Raw genomic sequence first — 18,528 nt, forward strand, 5'->3', positions numbered from 1 at the left:
TAATCTATTAGAGACTTTATGACTAAACCATTAATTAACCTAGTGCATGCCAATGGCTTTCCGGCGGGTAGTTATAAAACCTTTCTGGCTGAATTTGAGGCAGATTATCGTACTGTCGCTCATAACCAATTTGGCCACAATGCGCTATATCCTATTCACAGTAACTGGCAACATCTTGTCACTGAACTTGTTGATTTTATAAAGAAGCAGCAGGAACCCGTGATTTGCGTGGGTCATTCATTTGGCGGGGTTATTTCATTTATTGCAGCCTGCCAACACCCTGAATTGTTTCGTGGGTTGGTGATGTTAGATCCCCCTGTGGTCACTGGTGCATTCTCGCATTTGTTTAGCGTTATTAAACGAACGCCCTATATTGATAAATTATCTCCGGCAGGAAAAGCGAAAACTCGACAGAACCAGTGGCCAGATAACACTAATTTAGTTGATTATTTTTCACAGAAAACATTGTTTAAAAACTTCGACCCACGTTGCTTACAAGACTATGCAACATCCAGTGTTGTGCTGCGCAATAAACGCCTTGAGCTGACCTTCTCTCCTGCAGTAGAAGCAGACATATTCAGGCATTTACCGACCAACCTGGTTAAATACAAAAACAAACTTACCGTGCCGGCTAAACTGATTTACGGCGAAAAGACCAATATATTTCCAATAAAGCACTTTGTTCGTTTCGCCAAACTCAATGATATTGAATTAATCGCATTGCCTAACGGCGGCCATATGTTCCCATTAGAGCAACCTGAAAACACCGCAGCCATGGTCAAAGAGATGATTAAAGATTGGTAACACGCGAGAGACAGTGTTGATTAAATAGCAGTAAGGAATCAGGAGTAAGGAATAGCTATGATAAAGCCAACGACATTGTTAACCGCCCTTACCTGTGGCTTGGGGTTAAGTTTTTCTGCGATCGCGTTACCGTTAGAGAAAATACAACTCCCACAAGGGTTTAGTATTGATATTTTCGCTGACAATATCGAAAACGCACGCCAAATGGCGCTGGGCGACAAAGGCACTGTTTTTGTGGGCAGTCGCAAGGCTGGGAATGTATACGCACTTATAGACAGTAACCAGGATTTTAAAGCCGATAAACAAATCGTTATCGCTAAAGATTTGTTTATGCCATCAGGTTTAGCATTTCATAATGGCAGTTTGTATGTGGCTGAAGTCGATAAAATTTGGCGTTACCCTAATATTGAAAACAGCTTACCGAATATTCCAACGCCTGAGTTGGTTTACGATAAGCTGCCCAATAAAGCCCATCATGGTTGGAAGTTCATTGCCTTTGGGCCAGATGGACACTTGTATATTCCCGTGGGCGCACCCTGTAATGTGTGTGAAAGTGAGCTGCCTTTCGCATCCATCTTAAAACTCAATATCGACACCAAACAAACTACTATTGTCGCTAAAGGTGTGCGTAATAGCGTTGGGTTTGATTTCCACCCCGTTACCGGCGATTTATGGTTTACCGACAACGGCCGTGACATGATGGGCGACGATTTACCCGATGATGAGCTTAATCATGTCACTCAAACTGGGCAACACTTCGGTTTTCCCTATGTACACAACACTGACATTAGCGATCCTGATTTTTCCAACACCATAACCGCCAAACTGAACACACCTCCGGTATTAACCTTAGGCGCTCACGTTGCGGCATTAGGCATGGAGTTTTATCAAGGAACACTTTTCCCAACCACATATCACCATTCAATATTCATAGCCCAACACGGCTCTTGGAACCGCACGAACAAAGTCGGTTACCGCATTATGCAAGTGGTCCTTGAAGGAAATAAAGTTATTGACTATCAACCCTTCGCTACCGGCTGGCTTGACGGCGAACAAAGCTGGGGCCGACCAGTGGATATATTGACCCTGGCAGACGGTTCTATTTTAGTATCAGATGACTTAGCCAATGCAGTGTATCGGATTAGTTATACCAAACAGTAACAGCACGTTAAGCCATATCTCGTAGATGATAGAAAATTACTAACCTCTTTCTCGTCGTTCCGGCATTGCTGTTGAGCCGGGACCCAGGTGTTTGTTGTGGTTTGATGTACTTTTGTACCTATCGCCTATGGTCACTAACGTCGTGGCGCTTCGCCCACACCAGACCAAGAGGAAACCAACGGCTGTTCCCTCTTGGATCTCCCAGCCGCCACATCAAAATTATCTGAAAAGCGATAATTTCGCGACGTGGTCAGATCCAGCTTTTAACTTCGTTTTGGTGTTCTCCGGCCTTACTCGAAAATGCTAACGCTTCAGATGGGGCGTCCCTTCCCCTCTAAAGCTAGCTTGCCATCCATGGCTAGCTCACGTCATTTTCTTCAACGGCCTCAAGTTCAGAGTTGAATTTACTATTTAAAGCTAAGACCAACTCGTAACTGGACATAAATGAGTTAGCAAGCCATTGTTTTAATTTACTTTTTATAAAAGTTTACCCTGACCCCACTAAATTCGAATCGCACGAACAAAGTCGGTTACCGCATTATGCAAGTGGTCCTTGAAGGAAATAAGGTTATCGACTATCAACCCTTCGCTACCGGCTGGCTTGACGGCGAACAAAGCTGGGGCCGCCCAGTGGATGTAATGACCTTAACAGACGGCTCTATTTTAGTATCAGATGACTTTGCCAATGCAGTGTATCGGATTAGTTATACAAAGCAGTAACAGCACGTTAAGCCATAACTCGTAGATGATAGAAAATTACTAACCATTTTCTCGTCGTCCCGGCAGTGCTGTTGAGCCGGGACCCAGTTGTTTTTTTGCTTTTAGTTTTGGCTAAGATGTGTGTGGCTAAGATTTGCGTGACAACTCATAACAAATTAACGTGTTCTTTTATGCAAAGTCTTCAACGGCATCAATTTCAGTGTTGAATTTGGGTAATTCCAATAATGGCTTATAAAAATTTGGACAAAAATTAGCTTAATCACATCAAATAGCGCGTATTCTCGAGCTGTTATTTACCTAATAAAGAATCACTATCAGGTGTTCGGGCTTATTCAACACTTGGGATAGGACGAGGCCACACGCGGCCTATCCTTATTTGTTATGTGTTTGGTTTTCTACCGCCAACAATAGGAAACCAAAAAAAAGCAATGCCAACTAAAATTATTGCTAATACTGACCCCAATCCACGCTCACTTTCAACAGATTGTAGGTAAACCATTGGAGCGGCCCCCATAGTTATAGATATAACAAAATAGCTAAACCTTTGCCCTTTAGAGTATTGGCACATACGCTTTCTAAAGTAATTTAGAAAATATGTTCCTATAGGAATAAATAGAATCATAAAAAAATTAAATATACTCATAGTTCCCTAAACACATAACGTTTTAGTATTTATACGTTGCGATGTTTCCAAGGCATAAATCGCTTATTGGACTTGGCCGATGCCACGTCCAAATTAATCGGGATGTTTTTATGCTATAGGAATTTGCTTTTTTGCGGTAGTGGTATTTTGTACAACCTTTTGGCTAATTGTTTGTTCTTATTACACCTTTTAAGCTAGTTTTTATCATTCTTCATCTTTTATCATTGCTCTTTCATCGTCTTATTTTCTGATTTGTCCACTTGAGGATAGGAAAAAGATGCCACCCATTTTTTGAACAGGCGTAGTGTCACGACCGACAAACTTAATGACCTCAACCTAATGTTGAAAATAATAAGGATAATTGTTTAACTGAATACCGTGAGGAATTAACTTAACTCACTCAAATTAATAGAGTTAAATAATTTTCAGATGAGCTAAGGTAACCTGTTGTTCGGGCTTATTCAACACTTGGGATAGGACGAGGCCTCACGCGGCCTATCCTTATGTTATGTACGACCGATTTATTACAACTTGGGTTCTGGTAAAACAGCAGGCGTACTATCCATGTAAGTTAGATAGTTAGACCAAATTTCGTGCGTCCGTTGTTTCGTAACTTTGGTTTTACAACTCAAAGACATCACCCCTCTTATTGTCCCATCACGCCACTGTGTATAAATAGAATCACAATGTGCATTTGCATATAGTAACCATGCTTTTTGGGCTACATTAATCGATTTAATTAACTCAAGGTCATAATTGTTATGTTCTTTGCTCTTAGTTAGGTATGCATCCATTTCATGTTGAGCTTTTTCTAATTCAACTCCAGCACAGTAATTTACCTGAGGAGTGGTAATGGCTTCACTACAGTCAAAGTCATCACTCAAAACGTTAACAGAGTAAATACTGAATAGTAATATAAAAAGTTTATTCATTGGAACTCCATTAGTACATAACGTTTTAGTATTTATGCGTTGCGCAGTTTGCAAGGCATAAATCGCTTGTTGGACTTGGCCGATGCCACATCCAAATTAATCGGGATGTTTTTATGCTATAGGAATTTGCTTTTTTGCGGTAGTGGTATTTTGTACAACCTTTCGGCTAATTGTTTGTTCTGATTACACCTTTTAAGGTAGGTTTTATCATACTTCATCTTTTATCATTGCTCTTTCATCGTCTTATTTTCTGATTTGTCCACTTGAGGATGTGTTTGGCTGCCTCACCCAACTGAATGTTAGCTAAGTTTTTATGATGTTAAGCGTGGATAGATTACCCTCAAAATAGTTCTTTCATAAACTATGGATAACGATGTTCGAGCAAAGTTTAAATTGGATTTTTCTAACAAGGAAAGGGACATAAATGACTTTCGCATATTGCTTGAAACAGTCCAAATTCAACTGTTAACTTGAGGCCGTTGAAGAAAATAGCGTGAGTCCTGACATGGATGTCAGGCTAGCTTTCGCGGTACAGGATGTACCATCGGAAGCGTTAGCATTTTCGAATAAGGCTGAAGAACATCGAAACGCGGTCAAAAGCTGGATTTAACCACGTCGCGAAATTATCGCTTTTCAGATAATTTTGATGTGGCGGCTGGGAGATCCAAGAGGGAACAGCCGTTGGTTTCCTCTTGGTCTGGTGTGGGCGAAGCGCCACGACGTTAGTGGCCGCAGGCCATAACCTAAACACATCTTGGGGCAACAACACCATCCACTATCTGCTCTACCACTAAGCTTGCCCATGCATTGTAAATCGGTGCGCCTGGGTGAAATCCATCGCTGGCCATGACCTGGCGCATAAAGTCGAGCATGCTTAACTCGGGTTGTGGGTTGTCTAACGGCAATGTAATCATGGTAAATTGACTCGTCTGATTGCCCTGCTGCTGATTGAGCTTGAGTATTAATTGCTGCAAACCATGATTAAACTGATTGGCACGTTTGCCTAAACTCCAACGTAATGGATTGGGCAAAACGGGAAACAGCCCTAAAGGTGGCAATGCTGTGACTAAAATTTGTTTAGGCGTATAACGCTTTTTAAGCAATGTAAACAATGCCTGTTGCTGTAAAAGCCACTTATCACAACTCACTGATGAAGTAATATCGTTGACCCCTAATGAGGTGACGATGACATCATAATGGTCTTGACCGAGTATGGGATGAGTGGGATCAATCTGCTCATTGAGCGCTTGCAACGTAGTTGATGTGGTTGCACCTGTTTTAGCAAACAAGGCGTAATTAACAGCTATTATTGGGCTTAATTGCTCAAGCACCTGACCAAGTAACGCCTGACTTTGGTTTGTCACCCCAACCCCCGCTGCGGCAGAGTCACCTAAAATCAATAAGCTTAACTGAGGATTTGATCCGGTTTGACCGACACGTTCACCTTCTGGTTCGGCAAGTCTTGGCGTGGTGCGGCGCACTTTAAGGCCTTGTAACACAAGCACTGGGGCCAACATAATCGAAATTCCGTGATACAACATATTGGCTCCTTAAAGTGAATGCTGACATTATCTTATGTCATACTTGTCACTTGTCACTTGTCACTTGTCACTTGTCACTTGTCACTTGTCACTTGTCACTTGTCACTTGTCACTTGTCACTTGTCACTTGTCACTTGTCACTTGTCACTTGTCACTTGTCACTTGTCACTCAGGCATTATTAATTATCAGCAATAAATTGCACAACAACTTCGGCTAACACTTCGCCTTTATCTTCTTGTAAGAAATGTCCGCCGCTGACAATGGTGGTGTGCTTTTGTCCTTGAGTGCCGGGAATGAGCTTTTGCATTAAGGCGTCGCCGCCTTTGGTAATAGGATCTGAGTCACTAAAGGCGGTTAAAAATGGCTTTTGCCATTGTGATAATACTTTCCAGGCTGCACGATTTTTATCTGCTGCGGGGTCATCTGGGGTGATTGGCACAAGTAAAGGAAACTGACGCGCGCCCTCTTTGTAACGTTCATCAGGAAATGGCGCATCATACGCGGCTATTATCTCGTCTGACAGTGTCGATACGCAAGCACGGTCAATTAAGCTGCCCGTTGGAAATATATCAACATCTTGTGAATATTGACGCCATTTGAGAAAAGCCTCTCCAGGTTGATGATCACCCGTAGGCAACATGGTGTTAGCTGCAACTATTCGCGCAAAACGTTCACTGTGCTCTGCCGCTAATCGTAAACCAATTAAGCCGCCCCAATCCTGACACACTAAAGTAATGCCATTAAGGTTAAGCTGTAACATTAATGAAGTTATCCAGTCGACATGGCGCTGATAAGTGTAATCCGATCGCTTAGTCGGTTTGTCTGAACGGCCAAAACCAATTAAATCGGGCACGATGACCCGATGCCCGGCTTTAACTAAGATTGGGATCATTTTACGGTACAAAAAACTCCAGGTAGGTTCACCATGGAGTAATAGTATAGGTGCAGCTTCTTTAGGGCCTTCATCAACATAATGGACTCTTAGCTGGCCACCGTCAGCGTCGTCTACCGTTAAGTAATTGGCGTTAAAATGATAATCAGGCAAATTGGTAAAACAACTGTCATCGGTGCGTAAAAAATCCATATGATTGACCTTCCTGTTTAAGTGTTTTTATCAATTATCACTCAGTTGAGCGTAAAGTGATGTTGTCGTGTCGTTCGCTTCGTTCAATAGTCGAGCCGTTCGCCAAATTCATTAAGTGAACAACAATCTTTCTTTTAACTGAGATCTTTAATGGCGCGGCCTATGCCATCGACAGTTAACGGATACATTTTGTCGCTAACCAGTTTTTGAATAATCGAAATAGAATGATGAACATGCCAATAGTTTTCTGGCTGAGGATTAAGCCAGGCAACTTTATTAAAATGCCCGATTAAACGATTCATATACTCTATGCCAGGTTTTTCATTCCAATGTTCGACACTGCCGCCTTTCGCGATTATCTCGTAAGGTCCCATGGTGGCATCGCCGACAAAAATCACTTTGTAGTCAGATGAGAATGTGCGTAACACTTCATCGAGTTCAATGGTTTTGTCAAACCGGCGGTGATTGTCTTGCCATACTTTTTCATATAAACAGTTATGGAAATAGAAAAAGCGTAAATGCTTAAATTCACTGTGCGCGGCCGAAAATAACTCTTCACAAGTATGAATGTAATCGTCCATCGAACCGCCAATATCAAAAAACATCAGCACTTTGACTGCGTTATGACGTTCTGGCTCCATGTGCACATCGAGTAAGCCGCCATTTTGCGCGGTTGAGCGGATAGTGGTATTGATATCAAGCTTTTCACTGGCACCTGTGCGAGCAAATTTGCGTAACTTTTTAAGGGCTAATTTAATATTACGGGTGCCGAGTTCACGGTCTTGGTCAAAGTTTTTAAACTCACGTTTGTCCCACACTTTTACCGCGCTGTTATTGCGGTTTTTATCCTGACCAACTCGAATACCTTCTGGGTTATAGCCATAAGCACCAAAAGGCGATGTGCCGCCTGTACCTACCCATTTGTTACCGCCAGCGTGGCGTTTTTTTTGTTCATCTAAACGCTCTTTAAGTGTCTTCATTAACGCTTCAAGGCCACCAAGCGCTTTGAGTTGATCTTTTTCTTCTTGGCTTAAGTTTTTTTCAAATTCTTTACGAAGCCAATCCTCTGGCAGAATATGATCAAAAATATCAATGCTTTCTATGCCTTTAAAGTATTCTGCAAAGGCATTGTCATACTTGTCGTAATGGATTTCGTCTTTAACCATGACAATTTTGGCTAGGTTATAAAACTCTTCTACGTCAGCAAACACCACGCCTTTTTTAAGCAAGGCGATAAGGTCAAGTAGTTCGCGCAAACTGCACGGGACTTTGTGCTTTTTTAGGGTCAAGAAAAAATCAATAAACACGGCTTACTACCTGTTTCTACGGCTCATAAAAGCCAGCTTTTCAATCAATGACACATCTTGTTCGTTCTTTAGCAATGCACCAAACAATGGGATAATGTCCGATTGCTTATCAAGTAAGGTCTGCTGCGAAATATCATCGGAGATTAATAGCTTTAACCAGTCAATGAGCTCTGATGTTGACGGTTTTTTCTTAATGCCATTGACGTCGCGTAAATCAAAAAATACGTCTAATGCCTGGCTTAACAGGGCTTGTTTAACGTCAGGATGATGCACGTCGATAATCTTTTCCATTTCCGCTTTGGTTGGGAACTTAATGTAATGGAAAAAACAGCGACGTAAAAAAGCATCTGGCAGCTCTTTTTCATTATTTGAGGTAATGATAATAATCGGTCGTTGTTTAGCTTTAATCACTTGCTGAGTTTCATAAACATAAAACTCCATCTTATCGAGTTCTTGCAATAAGTCGTTTGGAAATTCGATGTCGGCTTTATCGATTTCATCAATTAACAAAATCGGTCTCTGTTCTTCTTCAAACGCCTGCCATAACTTGCCTTTAACGATATAGTTGCCAATATCATGCACTTTGGCATCGCCCAATTGACTGTCGCGTAAACGCGATACCGCGTCATACTCGTAAAGGCCTTGCTGCGCTTTGGTGGTCGATTTAATGTGCCATTGATATAATTTACAATTGAGCGAACGCGCTAACTCTTCTGCTAACTGAGTTTTACCGGTACCTGGCTCACCTTTAATCAGTAACGGTTTTTCAAGTGCAATAGCTGCATTGACAGCTAACGTCAGTTCGTTTGATGCGATGTAGTTTTGTGTACTTTTAAACATGGTTAACCTTTTTATTTAATCGTTGTTCTTGGCAACTTATTTGTAAAAAATGTTTGTAGACGATGGTGACTCAATAAACGTGTCTAAACTCATTCCTAGAGACTCAATCCTAGTACTCATTCCTAGAGACTCATGCCTAGGTGCTCATTCACATTGACTCAACGCATTTTTTGTTAGCGTTAAGCAACACTAATTGCCACTGGTGTGCCATTAAATGCCGCATTACCTGTGAGCATATCAACTCTGGCGGCATCCGTTAAATCATTAATGCTCACACCCGGTTGTGTCGAGGCAACAGACATATTAGTACCTTGCTGATTATGACCCCAACCTTGCGGCATGGTAACCACGCCTGGTTGAATATCATCGGTAATCACCACTTCGATGTTTATTGTACCAACAGCGGAAGTTACCGTAACCACTTGCCCTTGCGCAACGCCTAAGTGTTTTGCATCAAGAGGATGCATTTCTAAAGTACAAGGATTTTTACCTTTAATTAATCGCTGTGAATTTTGGGTCCAGGTATTGTGGCTTTTCACTAAACGACGGCTGATTAAATCAAATGGAAATTGATTATCACGAGCAGTTTGCGTCATGACAGCGTGTAATCTCGGTAAATCGTCTTGATAAACCGCTGGGAATAAATCGATGTTGCCGTTCGCGGTTTTAATCCGTTCAGATAAACACGGCATAAGCGGACCAAGATCAATGCCATGTGGATTATCAATTAACTTTTGTAAACTCATGCCTTGTTGACCATATGGGCCTTTTTTAAGCTCCATATCCAATATCATTTCAGGCGTAACCTGCTGCATTGGATCGTCTGCAGGCACATTAAGCATCCGCGCTGAAATCTCTTTTAGTATTTGCCAGTCGCTGCGTTGATCGCTGTGTTTTTCAAATAGCGGCGCTGAATATTTAACCGTGTTTCTCACTGAGAACGAATTAAAGAAAATATCAAAGTGTGAGTTCTCGACACCTGTCGTGCCGGGTAAAATAATGTCAGCGTATTTTGTGGTTTCATTAAGGTAGATATCAATCGATACCATGTAATCTAACTCACTAAATGCCGTAGCCAATTTATGGCCGCTGGGTGCGGATAATACTGGATTACCTGCAACAGTAATCACACTTTTAATTTGCCCTTCTCCAGGTGTTTGGATCTCTTCTGCTAAAGTCGCCACCGGAAACTCACCATTAAAAAACGGTAATTTGCGCACGCGAGAATGGTATTGACCAAACGAGGTTTTGTGCCCAGGTTGATGATTACGCAGTAAATCGAAGGCAGGCTGTGGAAACATTGCACCACCTTCGCGATCAAAATTACCGGTAATAATGTTGAGTACATTGGTGAGCCACAAACAAATGCCACCAAAAGTTTGAGTTGATGCGCCCATGCGGCTGTAACAAACGGCCGAATCGGCAGCCAGCATATCTGCTGATAACGTACGGATAACCTCGGCATCGATGCCGACAAATGGACTGACAATTTCTGGTGAATAGGCCCTAACTAAATTTTCGATTTCATCTAACCCATCAACCTTATCGCTTAAATGACGCAAATTGACTTTATTAGCAGCAAACACGCAATGAATGAGTGCAAGCAGCAGAAATGCATCTCTTTCAGGGCGAATAAACACATGTTGGTCGGCAATTTTTGCGGTACGGGTTTTGCGCGGGTCAACCACCACCACTTTACCGCCACGCTTTTGAATGGCTTTTAATCGTCCAATCACATTTGGCGCAGTCATCATACTGCCATTAGAGACAACAGGATTGCCGCCAATGATTAACATAAAATCGGTTCTATCGATATCAGACACCGGGATTAACATACCTGCACCCAACATAAAGTTAGCGGCCACATGATGTGGTAATTGATCTGCCGAGGCAGAACTAAAGCGGTTTATGGTGCCAAGGGATTTCATGAACGGCTTAAGGAATAATGCATTGCCTAAACTGTGGGCATTAGGATTACCTAAATACACCGCTAATGCATTTTTGCCGTGTTGCTGCTGAATATGTTTGAATTTGTCGACGATTTCAGTAAATGCATCATCCCAACTGATGGCTTGCCAGCCAGTCTCAGTGCGTTTAATCGGGGTTTTCAATCGGTCTTTATCAGTGTAAAAGTCTTCTAACGCGAGCGCTTTAGGGCAATTATAGCCCTGACTAAATGGGTCGAGTTGGTCGCCTTTAATTGAAATAATCTGCTGGTCTTGATAGTTAATTTCCAAGCCACACATGGCTTCGCAAATATTGCAATTTCTATAATGGGTTTTGATGTCGCTCATATATATCGCCTGACTTGGAATAAAGTGATGTGGCAGCACCGAACATTGAATGACGTGCTCAGCGCTGCGTATTGATGATGACTAAAGCTTAACGATAAGCTTGCCTTTATTGTCGCCGGTAAAGAACAAGTTCAAGCCGCTAATGGCAGACTCAAGACCGTCTAACACATGGGCGCGATGCTTGATTTGCCCTTTCATCACATACGGTGTCAATTTTTGTAATAATGCCGGTACGTCACCAAAGTGATCAGGCATAGTGAAACCTTGAATAATCAAACGCTTTTTAATTACCTGGATCCAATTTGGGCCTAAATCAGGTACCGCTTTAGGGTAATCGGCTATCATGCCGCACACCACAATACGACCATGCGCATTCATTTTGGCAAAGACATGATGCTGAATAGGCCCCCCGGTATTTTCAAAATACACATCAACACCCTTTGGCGCTAATTCAGCTAATTTTGCTGCGATATCATCTGTTTTATAATTGATGGCACCGTCAAAACCTAATTCATTGACAATCCAATCTGCTTTTTCATCGCTACCGACCACACCAATAACCGTTAAGCCATCAGCTTTGGCCAGCTGACCCACAATAGAGCCAACCGAGCCTGCTGCACCAGAAACAACAATGGTCTCGCCTTTTTGCGGCTTACCAACACCATATAAACCTTGTGTGGCCGTTAAACCAGGCAATGCAAACACCGATAACACGGCTTCATCCGGTAAAGGGGCGGTCACTTTATTTAAACCGGCACCGTTACTTAACACGTATTCTTGCCAGCCCATCATGCCCATCACACGATCGCCAACGGCAAAATCAGGATGCTGACTTTCCACTATTTCACCAATACCAGAACTGCGCATCACCTCACCAAATGCAACCGGAGGAATGTAACTCTCGGTGTCTGCACTCATCCAACCAAACATCGCAGGGTCTAATGACATGTGGTTTTGCTTCACTAAAAACTGGCCTACACCCACGCTTGGTATTGGCTTTTGCACTATTTCAAATAGTTCTGGGCCAATTGGGCCACCTTGAGGACGGGCGATGAGATTGATTGCGGTAAATGTGCTCATGTGTTTCTCTCTATGTCGATGATTGTGTGGCCTTCAATGGCGCTATTGTTATCTTTATTTGTTGCTTCATGTCTAACTGATTAAGGATGTAAATATGGTTAAGCCTTTGAACTAAAATAGTCACAATGCAACTAACTAATCTAGTCTCTAAACCTAGTCATCTAAACACGTTATGATTCGTGAAGTTGATTAATCGGTTTAATGCTGTTGATAGTTTGATTACGATAAAAATGGTTAAAATGCAGTGCTAGCTTTTCACTTTCGACAAACACTTGTTGCCAATATTTAAGCCGCTGCGCTGGGTTCATTTCAACAAAGTCACTGCGGTCTGGAATTTTTTGATACGGTAACGACGCCACAAACTCTGCCGATGGACACAATAAAACGGTTTTATCGTAGTGTTGCAGCCTCACCTTTCGTGACAGGTTTTTATCAAACCACCCCGCTTTTAAGGTTGAACTAAAATGCGGGTATAGGGTTAAGCCTTTATTTTGAATATCAAAATCAAAGTGATAATCAATAATCCCGCCATCACGATACATCCCCGGAGGACAATCAGGAATGTCTTTAATGCCTTGCATCACCATCGGAATAGATCCTGACGCTAACAAGGCGCGCTTGATATTTTGCTCCGATAAGCTCACCGCGGTGGTCGGAATATTATCAGGGTCATTTATCACTAAATCACTTTGACTATGCTGAAAAATAAACCGTTGATATTGGCTTTTGAGTAAAGGGCGACTCATGGAGTTACGCACAAAGCTGTTGGCTAAACCCACACCCTGTTTTAATTTACTTTCTGATGCCACAAGACCATTGCATTTCGCCACGATAAAATGTGCTTTAAAGATGGGATTATTGATAATTTCATCTGCGCCTGTTGCGCCAAATAACACTTCAAGTAATTCGAATGCTTTTGTGGTGATTTCTAATGGTTGCGGCTTTTTATCATCTGAATACACGGTTTCGCTGTAGTTTTTAGCCAAACGTTCTATGGCTGCAACGGGATCGTTTTGTGCAAAACACGCGGCACGAAATGCCCCTGCACTTGAGCCAATAAGGTTTAATGGTTGTTGTCTGCCTTTAAAAAATTCGCCAAATAAATATTTGTCTAAGCCAAATAAGGTAAACCATTTTGGCCCACCGCTGGCACCTAAAAAAGAGCTAAATAGCTCAGGAGAAAAACCATCTTGTTGTATTGTTTTTAACGCCGTATCACCGGCATAAATTTCTAACATATTGAATTATTTCTGACTCTTATAAGATTGAGAATTGACGCTTGAATACTCACTGCGTTAAATAATCTGCTCGTTCAAGAAAACGCATGTTGATTAGCGTAAAGGAGATTGAACCAGCACATACTGGCTCAATATGGGTCTGTGATTGTATTGGCAATAACCGACACAAAAACAGACCCTATTTGATCAGTTATGCCTTACTGCGTAAGTCTTTACGCAACACTTTACCGACATTACTTTTTGGCAGTTCGTCCATAAATTCAATGATTTTAGGACGTTTATAGTTGGTTAGCATTTCTGCGCAGTGATCAAAGATATCCTGTTCCGTCAGCATTGGATCTTTACGCACAATAAACACTTTTACGCGTTCACCGGTGGCATCGCAAGATATCCCCACCGCAGCGGCTTCAAGTACGCCTTCATGCGCAACAATAACTTCTTCAATTTCATTGGGGAATACGTTAAAGCCAGACACAATAATCATGTCTTTTTTACGATCAACAATTCTGAAGAAGCCATTTTCGTCCATGGTTGCGATATCGCCCGTGGCTAACCAACCGTCTTTTAACACTTCATCAGTGGCTTTTTGACGATTGTAATAACCTTTCATCACCTGCGGCCCTTTTACCCACATTTCACCGGGCTCGCCTAAGGCAACATCTTCACCATCGGCGCCGACAAGGCGAATATCAGTTGATGAAGCAGGAAGTCCAATAGAGCCATTGTATTTCTCCTGGTTGTAAGGACTCATGGTCACTAACGGCGCACACTCAGTTAAGCCATAACCTTCTAGAAGACGACTTTTAGTGACTCGCTCCCAATGTTCAGCTACTGGGCGCTGTACTGACATACCGCCGCCAAAGCCCATTTTTAAGGCACTAAAGTCGAGCTGGTCAAAACCTGGGGTGTGTAACAAACCATTAAATAAAGTATTTACCCCAGTAATGACGGTAAATTTGTATTTAGCTAACTCTTTAACAAACCCTGGCATATCGCGTGGGTTGGTGATCAACAAGTTGGTGCCACCAAAGGGTAAAAATGCTAAGCAGTTAGAGGTTAACGCGTAGATATGGTAAAGCGGCAATGCAGTGATCATAAATTCTTTGCCGATTTCATACACGTTTTTGGTTACGGCATTAGATTGTTCAAGGTTAGCAACCATATTACGGTGCGTTAACATTGCGCCTTTTGATGGGCCTGTTGTACCACCGGTATATTGCAGAAAGGCTAAGTCTTCGCCAGTAACCGCAACCGGAGTAAATTTAAGTTTGCTGCCTTTAGACATGGCATCATTAAATTTAACCGCATTTGGTAAATCAAACGCGGGCACCTGTTTTTTAACATGTTTAATTGCACCATTAATCAGTGCGCCTTTAATCATGCCGAGGCGATCGCCAACACTGGTCGTGACAACATACTTAACATCGGTCTTATTGATGACAGCCTGCAGCACGTGAGCGAAATTTTCTAAAATCAAAATGCCCTTTGTACCTGAGTCTTTTAGTTGATGTTCTAACTCACGGGCTGTGTATAACGGGTTAACATTGACTACGGTTAGCCCGGCAATCAATGCACCAAATAAGGCTATAGGATATTGCAATAGATTTGGGATCATAATGGCAAATTTATCGCCTTTCACTAATCCTAAATCATGCTGTAAATAGGCCGCAAAGTCAGTCGCTTGTTGCTCAAGCTGTTGATAGGTAATGCTTACATCCATATTAATGAACGCCGTATTACTCGCGTATAACTTGGTATACTTTAAAAATAATTCTGCTAAAGAGCTGTACTTATCAGGATCAATTTCAAACTCAACCCCAGGTGGATAACTCTTCTCAAGCCAAACTTTTTCCATAATACGGTCCCCTATTATTATGATAATGCAAATAAAACCTAAAAAATCAGGTTATTTACGGCAATGATTTATTATTATGATGACACTCAACTTCCACACAATTTACAACACTTCAAATAACCCTGCAGCGCCTTGCCCGCCGCCAATACACATACTGATGACGACGTATTTAACACCACGGCGCTTACCTTCAATCAGCGCGTGCATGACCATGCGTGTGCCACTCATGCCATATGGATGACCAATTGAAATTGCGCCGCCATTTACATTTAACTTATCCGCAGGAATACCCAATTTATCTGCGCAGTAAATCACTTGTACGGCAAAGGCTTCATTGATTTCCCACAAACCAATGTCGTCCATGGTTAACCCGTTGCGCTCGAGTAATTTAGGAATGGCATAAATCGGTCCAATGCCCATTTCGTCAGGCTCGCATCCCGCCACAACCATCCCGCGATACGCGCCTAATGGTTTAAGACCTCGCTGCTCGGCAAGTTCTCGATCCATCACCACAACTGCCGCTGCACCATCTGATAATTGCGATGCATTACCACCGGTAATAGAGCCATTGTCTTTAACCGCTTTTAAGCCTGCTAATCCTTCAATATTGGTCGACGGACGATTACCTTCATCTTGAGTTAACGTAACCGTTTCTTTGGTAATGTCACCCGTGTTTTTATCCATCACCAATTTAGTACAAGTTACAGGTACAATCTCATCGTCAAACTTACCAGCTACTTGAGCGGCCGCGGTACGTTGCTGTGACGTTAATGCATAGGCATCTTGACGCTCGCGTGAAATGTCGTAGCGATTAGCCACCACTTCAGCGGTATCAAGCATTGGCATGTAAATCGCGGGGCGATAAGCTTTTACGCTAGGGTCTACGGCGCGACTCATGTTCATTTTATCGTTTTGCACCAAGCTAATTGAATCACAACCGCCTGCGACAACCACTTTGGCACCGTCAACCACAATATGGTTTGCTGCTATCGCAATTGACATTAATCCAGATGAACATTGACGGTCAACAGTCATGCCCGCTACCGATACCGGTAATTGTGCAGCCATTGCCACTTGACGGCCAAAGTTCATTCCCTGGTTACCCTGAGTGAGTGCAGCACCAAAAATACAATCATCAATCTCATTTGGGTCAATACCCGCGCGCTCAACAGCAGCATTTACCGCTACAGCAGATAATGTCGGTGCAGATAAATCATTAAAGGCACCACGGTAGGCTTTACCAATTGGCGTACGTGCAGCGGATACAATGACAGCTTCTCTCATGACAATTCCTTTTATATTTTTTAATAGTCTTCAATTCAATCAATACATTGCAGCCACCCCAGTGGCCAAAAATCGCAGTAAAAGCGTTAGTGTAAAAACGTTATTGCTGTTGCACTTTCATGAATGCCATGGCTTTCATGATAAATTTTTCACCTTGTTGCGCGCCAGAAACCAAAGCTTTTTGATTATCTTGTGCGGTTAATTTATCCCAATTGTCGCGTACCGCTTCTGGGCTTTGTTTTGCCGTAGGAATAAAACATCCATCGGTTTCAAAAATACTGGCACTAGAATAACCACCGGCGCCAGCACATAAAATAAAGCGATTAGGCGCGTCATCATCACACAATGTCAGCATGCCCGCGGTGACAGCTTCGGGTGCGAAGGCTTTAACGATTTCTTCTGGCATTAAATCTTCGGTCATGCGGGTGCCTGCTGTTGGCGCCAATGCATTGATGTGAATATTATTTTTAGCACCTTCAAGCACTAAAGTATTCATTAAACCAATCAGGGCCATTTTTGCAGCGCCGTAATTTGACTGACCAAAGTTGCCATACATGCCACTTGATGAGGTTGTCATCACAATACGGCCGTAATTTTGCTGTTTCATGATTTCCCACACCGCTTTGGTGCAGTTAACCGAGCCCATGACATGCACATCCATAACGACTTTAAAATCGTCTAAGGTCATTTTTGAAAACGATTTATCGCGTAAAATACCAGCGTTGTTGATTAACACATCGACTCGGCCCCATTTGTCCATGGTTTGTTGCACCATGTCTTGCACTTCATCAAAGTTAGCCACGTTTGCACCATGGCTAATAGCTTCACCGCCCATGGCTTCAATAAGGGCGACCACTTCTTGTGATGCCGCTGAAGATGCACCGCTGCCATCACGTGCGCCGCCTAAATCATTAACAACCACCTTAGCGCCGCGTCTAGCTAGCTCGAGTGCATGTGAACGCCCTAACCCGTTGCCCGCACCTGTTACTATCGCGACTTTTCCTGCAAAACTGATTGTCATCTTGATGTCCCCAATTTACTGATAATTATGTTGTTATAATGTCTTGATATGGCGATTTACTTAACCATTTGCACTGAAATCCACTCAGCCACTAACGCCGGGGTATCAACCCCTTCGATTTCAATGGTCACTTCGGTTGAAATGCGAAATTGCCCCGGTTTTTTCTCTTCAATCGAAAGGGTTTTAGCATGTGCGCGGATACGGCTGTTTACGGTTACTGGCTGTAAGAATCGCACTTTGTCAAAACCGGCATTAAGGCCCATATAGAAGCCATCAATAATCACGCTAAATTCTTCTGCAAAATGCGACAACATAGATAAAGATAAAAAACCGTGCGCGATGGTTGAGCCAAAAGGTGTGGCTTTGGCTTTTTCTTCATCGACGTGAATAAATTGATGATCTAGGGTGCAGTCAGCAAAAAGATTAATTTGCTGTTGATTGATTTGATGCCAATCAGTTGGCGCGGCTTGATGGCCGATGTAGTTAGCAATCTCGTTACGATTAATCACTGTTGGCATGTTCCCTTCCCCTTTTGCTTTCGCAATACGATCCATGAATGAAATTTATACGATAACTCATGCTAATTGGGGTTTATCAATTAAACAAATGAATAGTTTTGATACTTAGATATTCTCATGGCTAATAGTTCGTATGTGGGTGATAGGGATTGCAGGCATAAAAAAAGCATTACCTTAAATTGAGGTAACGCCTTCATTTTTAACA

General features: G+C 42.4%; 16 protein-coding genes. 3 read left to right on the plus strand and 13 right to left on the minus strand.

Annotated features, from left to right (window positions below):
• Positions 1-18 precede the first annotated feature (18 nt).
• The 3 genes from AC19MV_RS05850 to AC19MV_RS05860 all read left to right on the plus strand — a co-directional run bounded on the left by AC19MV_RS05850 (position 19) and on the right by AC19MV_RS05860 (position 2,685).
• Complete coding sequence (locus tag AC19MV_RS05850; RefSeq protein ID WP_498306307.1) at positions 19-804, plus strand: alpha/beta fold hydrolase; 786 nt, start codon at positions 19-21, stop codon at positions 802-804.
• Between the two features lie 57 nt (positions 805-861).
• On the plus strand, positions 862-1,965 hold the full coding sequence (locus AC19MV_RS05855) for a PQQ-dependent sugar dehydrogenase (protein WP_498306309.1): 1,104 nt from the start codon (positions 862-864) through the stop codon (positions 1,963-1,965).
• 540 nt (positions 1,966-2,505) lie between these two features.
• Positions 2,506-2,685 (plus strand): hypothetical protein, encoded by a 180-nt coding sequence (locus tag AC19MV_RS05860; RefSeq protein WP_498306311.1) that lies wholly within the window; start codon positions 2,506-2,508, stop codon positions 2,683-2,685.
• Positions 2,686-3,064: 379 nt separating this feature from the next.
• On the opposite strand, the gene AC19MV_RS05865 is transcribed toward AC19MV_RS05860, so the two are convergent.
• The 13 genes from AC19MV_RS05865 to AC19MV_RS05925 form a co-directional block, all read right to left on the minus strand.
• Positions 3,065-3,328, minus strand: coding sequence for a hypothetical protein (locus tag AC19MV_RS05865; RefSeq protein WP_498306313.1), 264 nt, complete (start codon positions 3,326-3,328; stop codon positions 3,065-3,067).
• Positions 3,329-3,852: 524 nt separating this feature from the next.
• Positions 3,853-4,260 carry a lysozyme inhibitor LprI family protein gene (locus AC19MV_RS05870; protein ID WP_498306315.1) on the minus strand — a complete coding sequence of 136 codons (408 nt, stop codon included), beginning with the start codon at positions 4,258-4,260 and terminating at the stop codon, positions 3,853-3,855.
• 743 nt (positions 4,261-5,003) lie between these two features.
• The gene (locus tag AC19MV_RS05875) at positions 5,004-5,801 is read right to left on the minus strand and encodes an SGNH/GDSL hydrolase family protein (protein ID WP_498306317.1); all 798 of its coding nucleotides are present in this window, start codon (positions 5,799-5,801) and stop codon (positions 5,004-5,006) included.
• A 179-nt stretch (positions 5,802-5,980) separates the two neighbouring features.
• Positions 5,981-6,886, minus strand: a complete 906-nt coding sequence (locus AC19MV_RS05880) for a haloalkane dehalogenase (RefSeq protein WP_498306319.1) — start codon at positions 6,884-6,886, stop codon at positions 5,981-5,983.
• 134 nt (positions 6,887-7,020) lie between these two features.
• Positions 7,021-8,193 (minus strand): vWA domain-containing protein, encoded by a 1,173-nt coding sequence (locus tag AC19MV_RS05885; protein ID WP_498306320.1) that lies wholly within the window; start codon positions 8,191-8,193, stop codon positions 7,021-7,023.
• Between the two features lie 6 nt (positions 8,194-8,199).
• Positions 8,200-9,033 carry an AAA family ATPase gene (locus tag AC19MV_RS05890; protein WP_432400293.1) on the minus strand — a complete coding sequence of 278 codons (834 nt, stop codon included), beginning with the start codon at positions 9,031-9,033 and terminating at the stop codon, positions 8,200-8,202.
• Positions 9,034-9,212: 179 nt separating this feature from the next.
• Positions 9,213-11,327, minus strand: coding sequence for a molybdopterin-dependent oxidoreductase (locus AC19MV_RS05895; RefSeq protein ID WP_498306322.1), 2,115 nt, complete (start codon positions 11,325-11,327; stop codon positions 9,213-9,215).
• Between the two features lie 81 nt (positions 11,328-11,408).
• Complete coding sequence (locus tag AC19MV_RS05900; protein WP_498306324.1) at positions 11,409-12,407, minus strand: NADP-dependent oxidoreductase; 999 nt, start codon at positions 12,405-12,407, stop codon at positions 11,409-11,411.
• A 170-nt stretch (positions 12,408-12,577) separates the two neighbouring features.
• Positions 12,578-13,645 carry a patatin-like phospholipase family protein gene (locus AC19MV_RS05905; RefSeq protein ID WP_498306326.1) on the minus strand — a complete coding sequence of 356 codons (1,068 nt, stop codon included), beginning with the start codon at positions 13,643-13,645 and terminating at the stop codon, positions 12,578-12,580.
• Positions 13,646-13,835: 190 nt separating this feature from the next.
• Positions 13,836-15,500, minus strand: a complete 1,665-nt coding sequence (locus AC19MV_RS05910; protein WP_498306328.1) for an AMP-binding protein — start codon at positions 15,498-15,500, stop codon at positions 13,836-13,838.
• A gap of 102 nt (positions 15,501-15,602) precedes the next feature.
• Positions 15,603-16,784 carry an acetyl-CoA C-acyltransferase gene (locus tag AC19MV_RS05915; protein WP_498306330.1) on the minus strand — a complete coding sequence of 394 codons (1,182 nt, stop codon included), beginning with the start codon at positions 16,782-16,784 and terminating at the stop codon, positions 15,603-15,605.
• Between the two features lie 100 nt (positions 16,785-16,884).
• Positions 16,885-17,805, minus strand: a complete 921-nt coding sequence (locus tag AC19MV_RS05920) for an SDR family NAD(P)-dependent oxidoreductase (protein WP_498306332.1) — start codon at positions 17,803-17,805, stop codon at positions 16,885-16,887.
• Positions 17,806-17,861: 56 nt separating this feature from the next.
• Entirely contained in the window at positions 17,862-18,323 is a 462-nt protein-coding gene (locus AC19MV_RS05925; RefSeq protein ID WP_432400287.1) for a MaoC family dehydratase, read from the minus strand.
• Positions 18,324-18,528 lie beyond the last annotated feature (205 nt).

The organism is Shewanella sp. MF05913 (assembly GCF_059758095.1).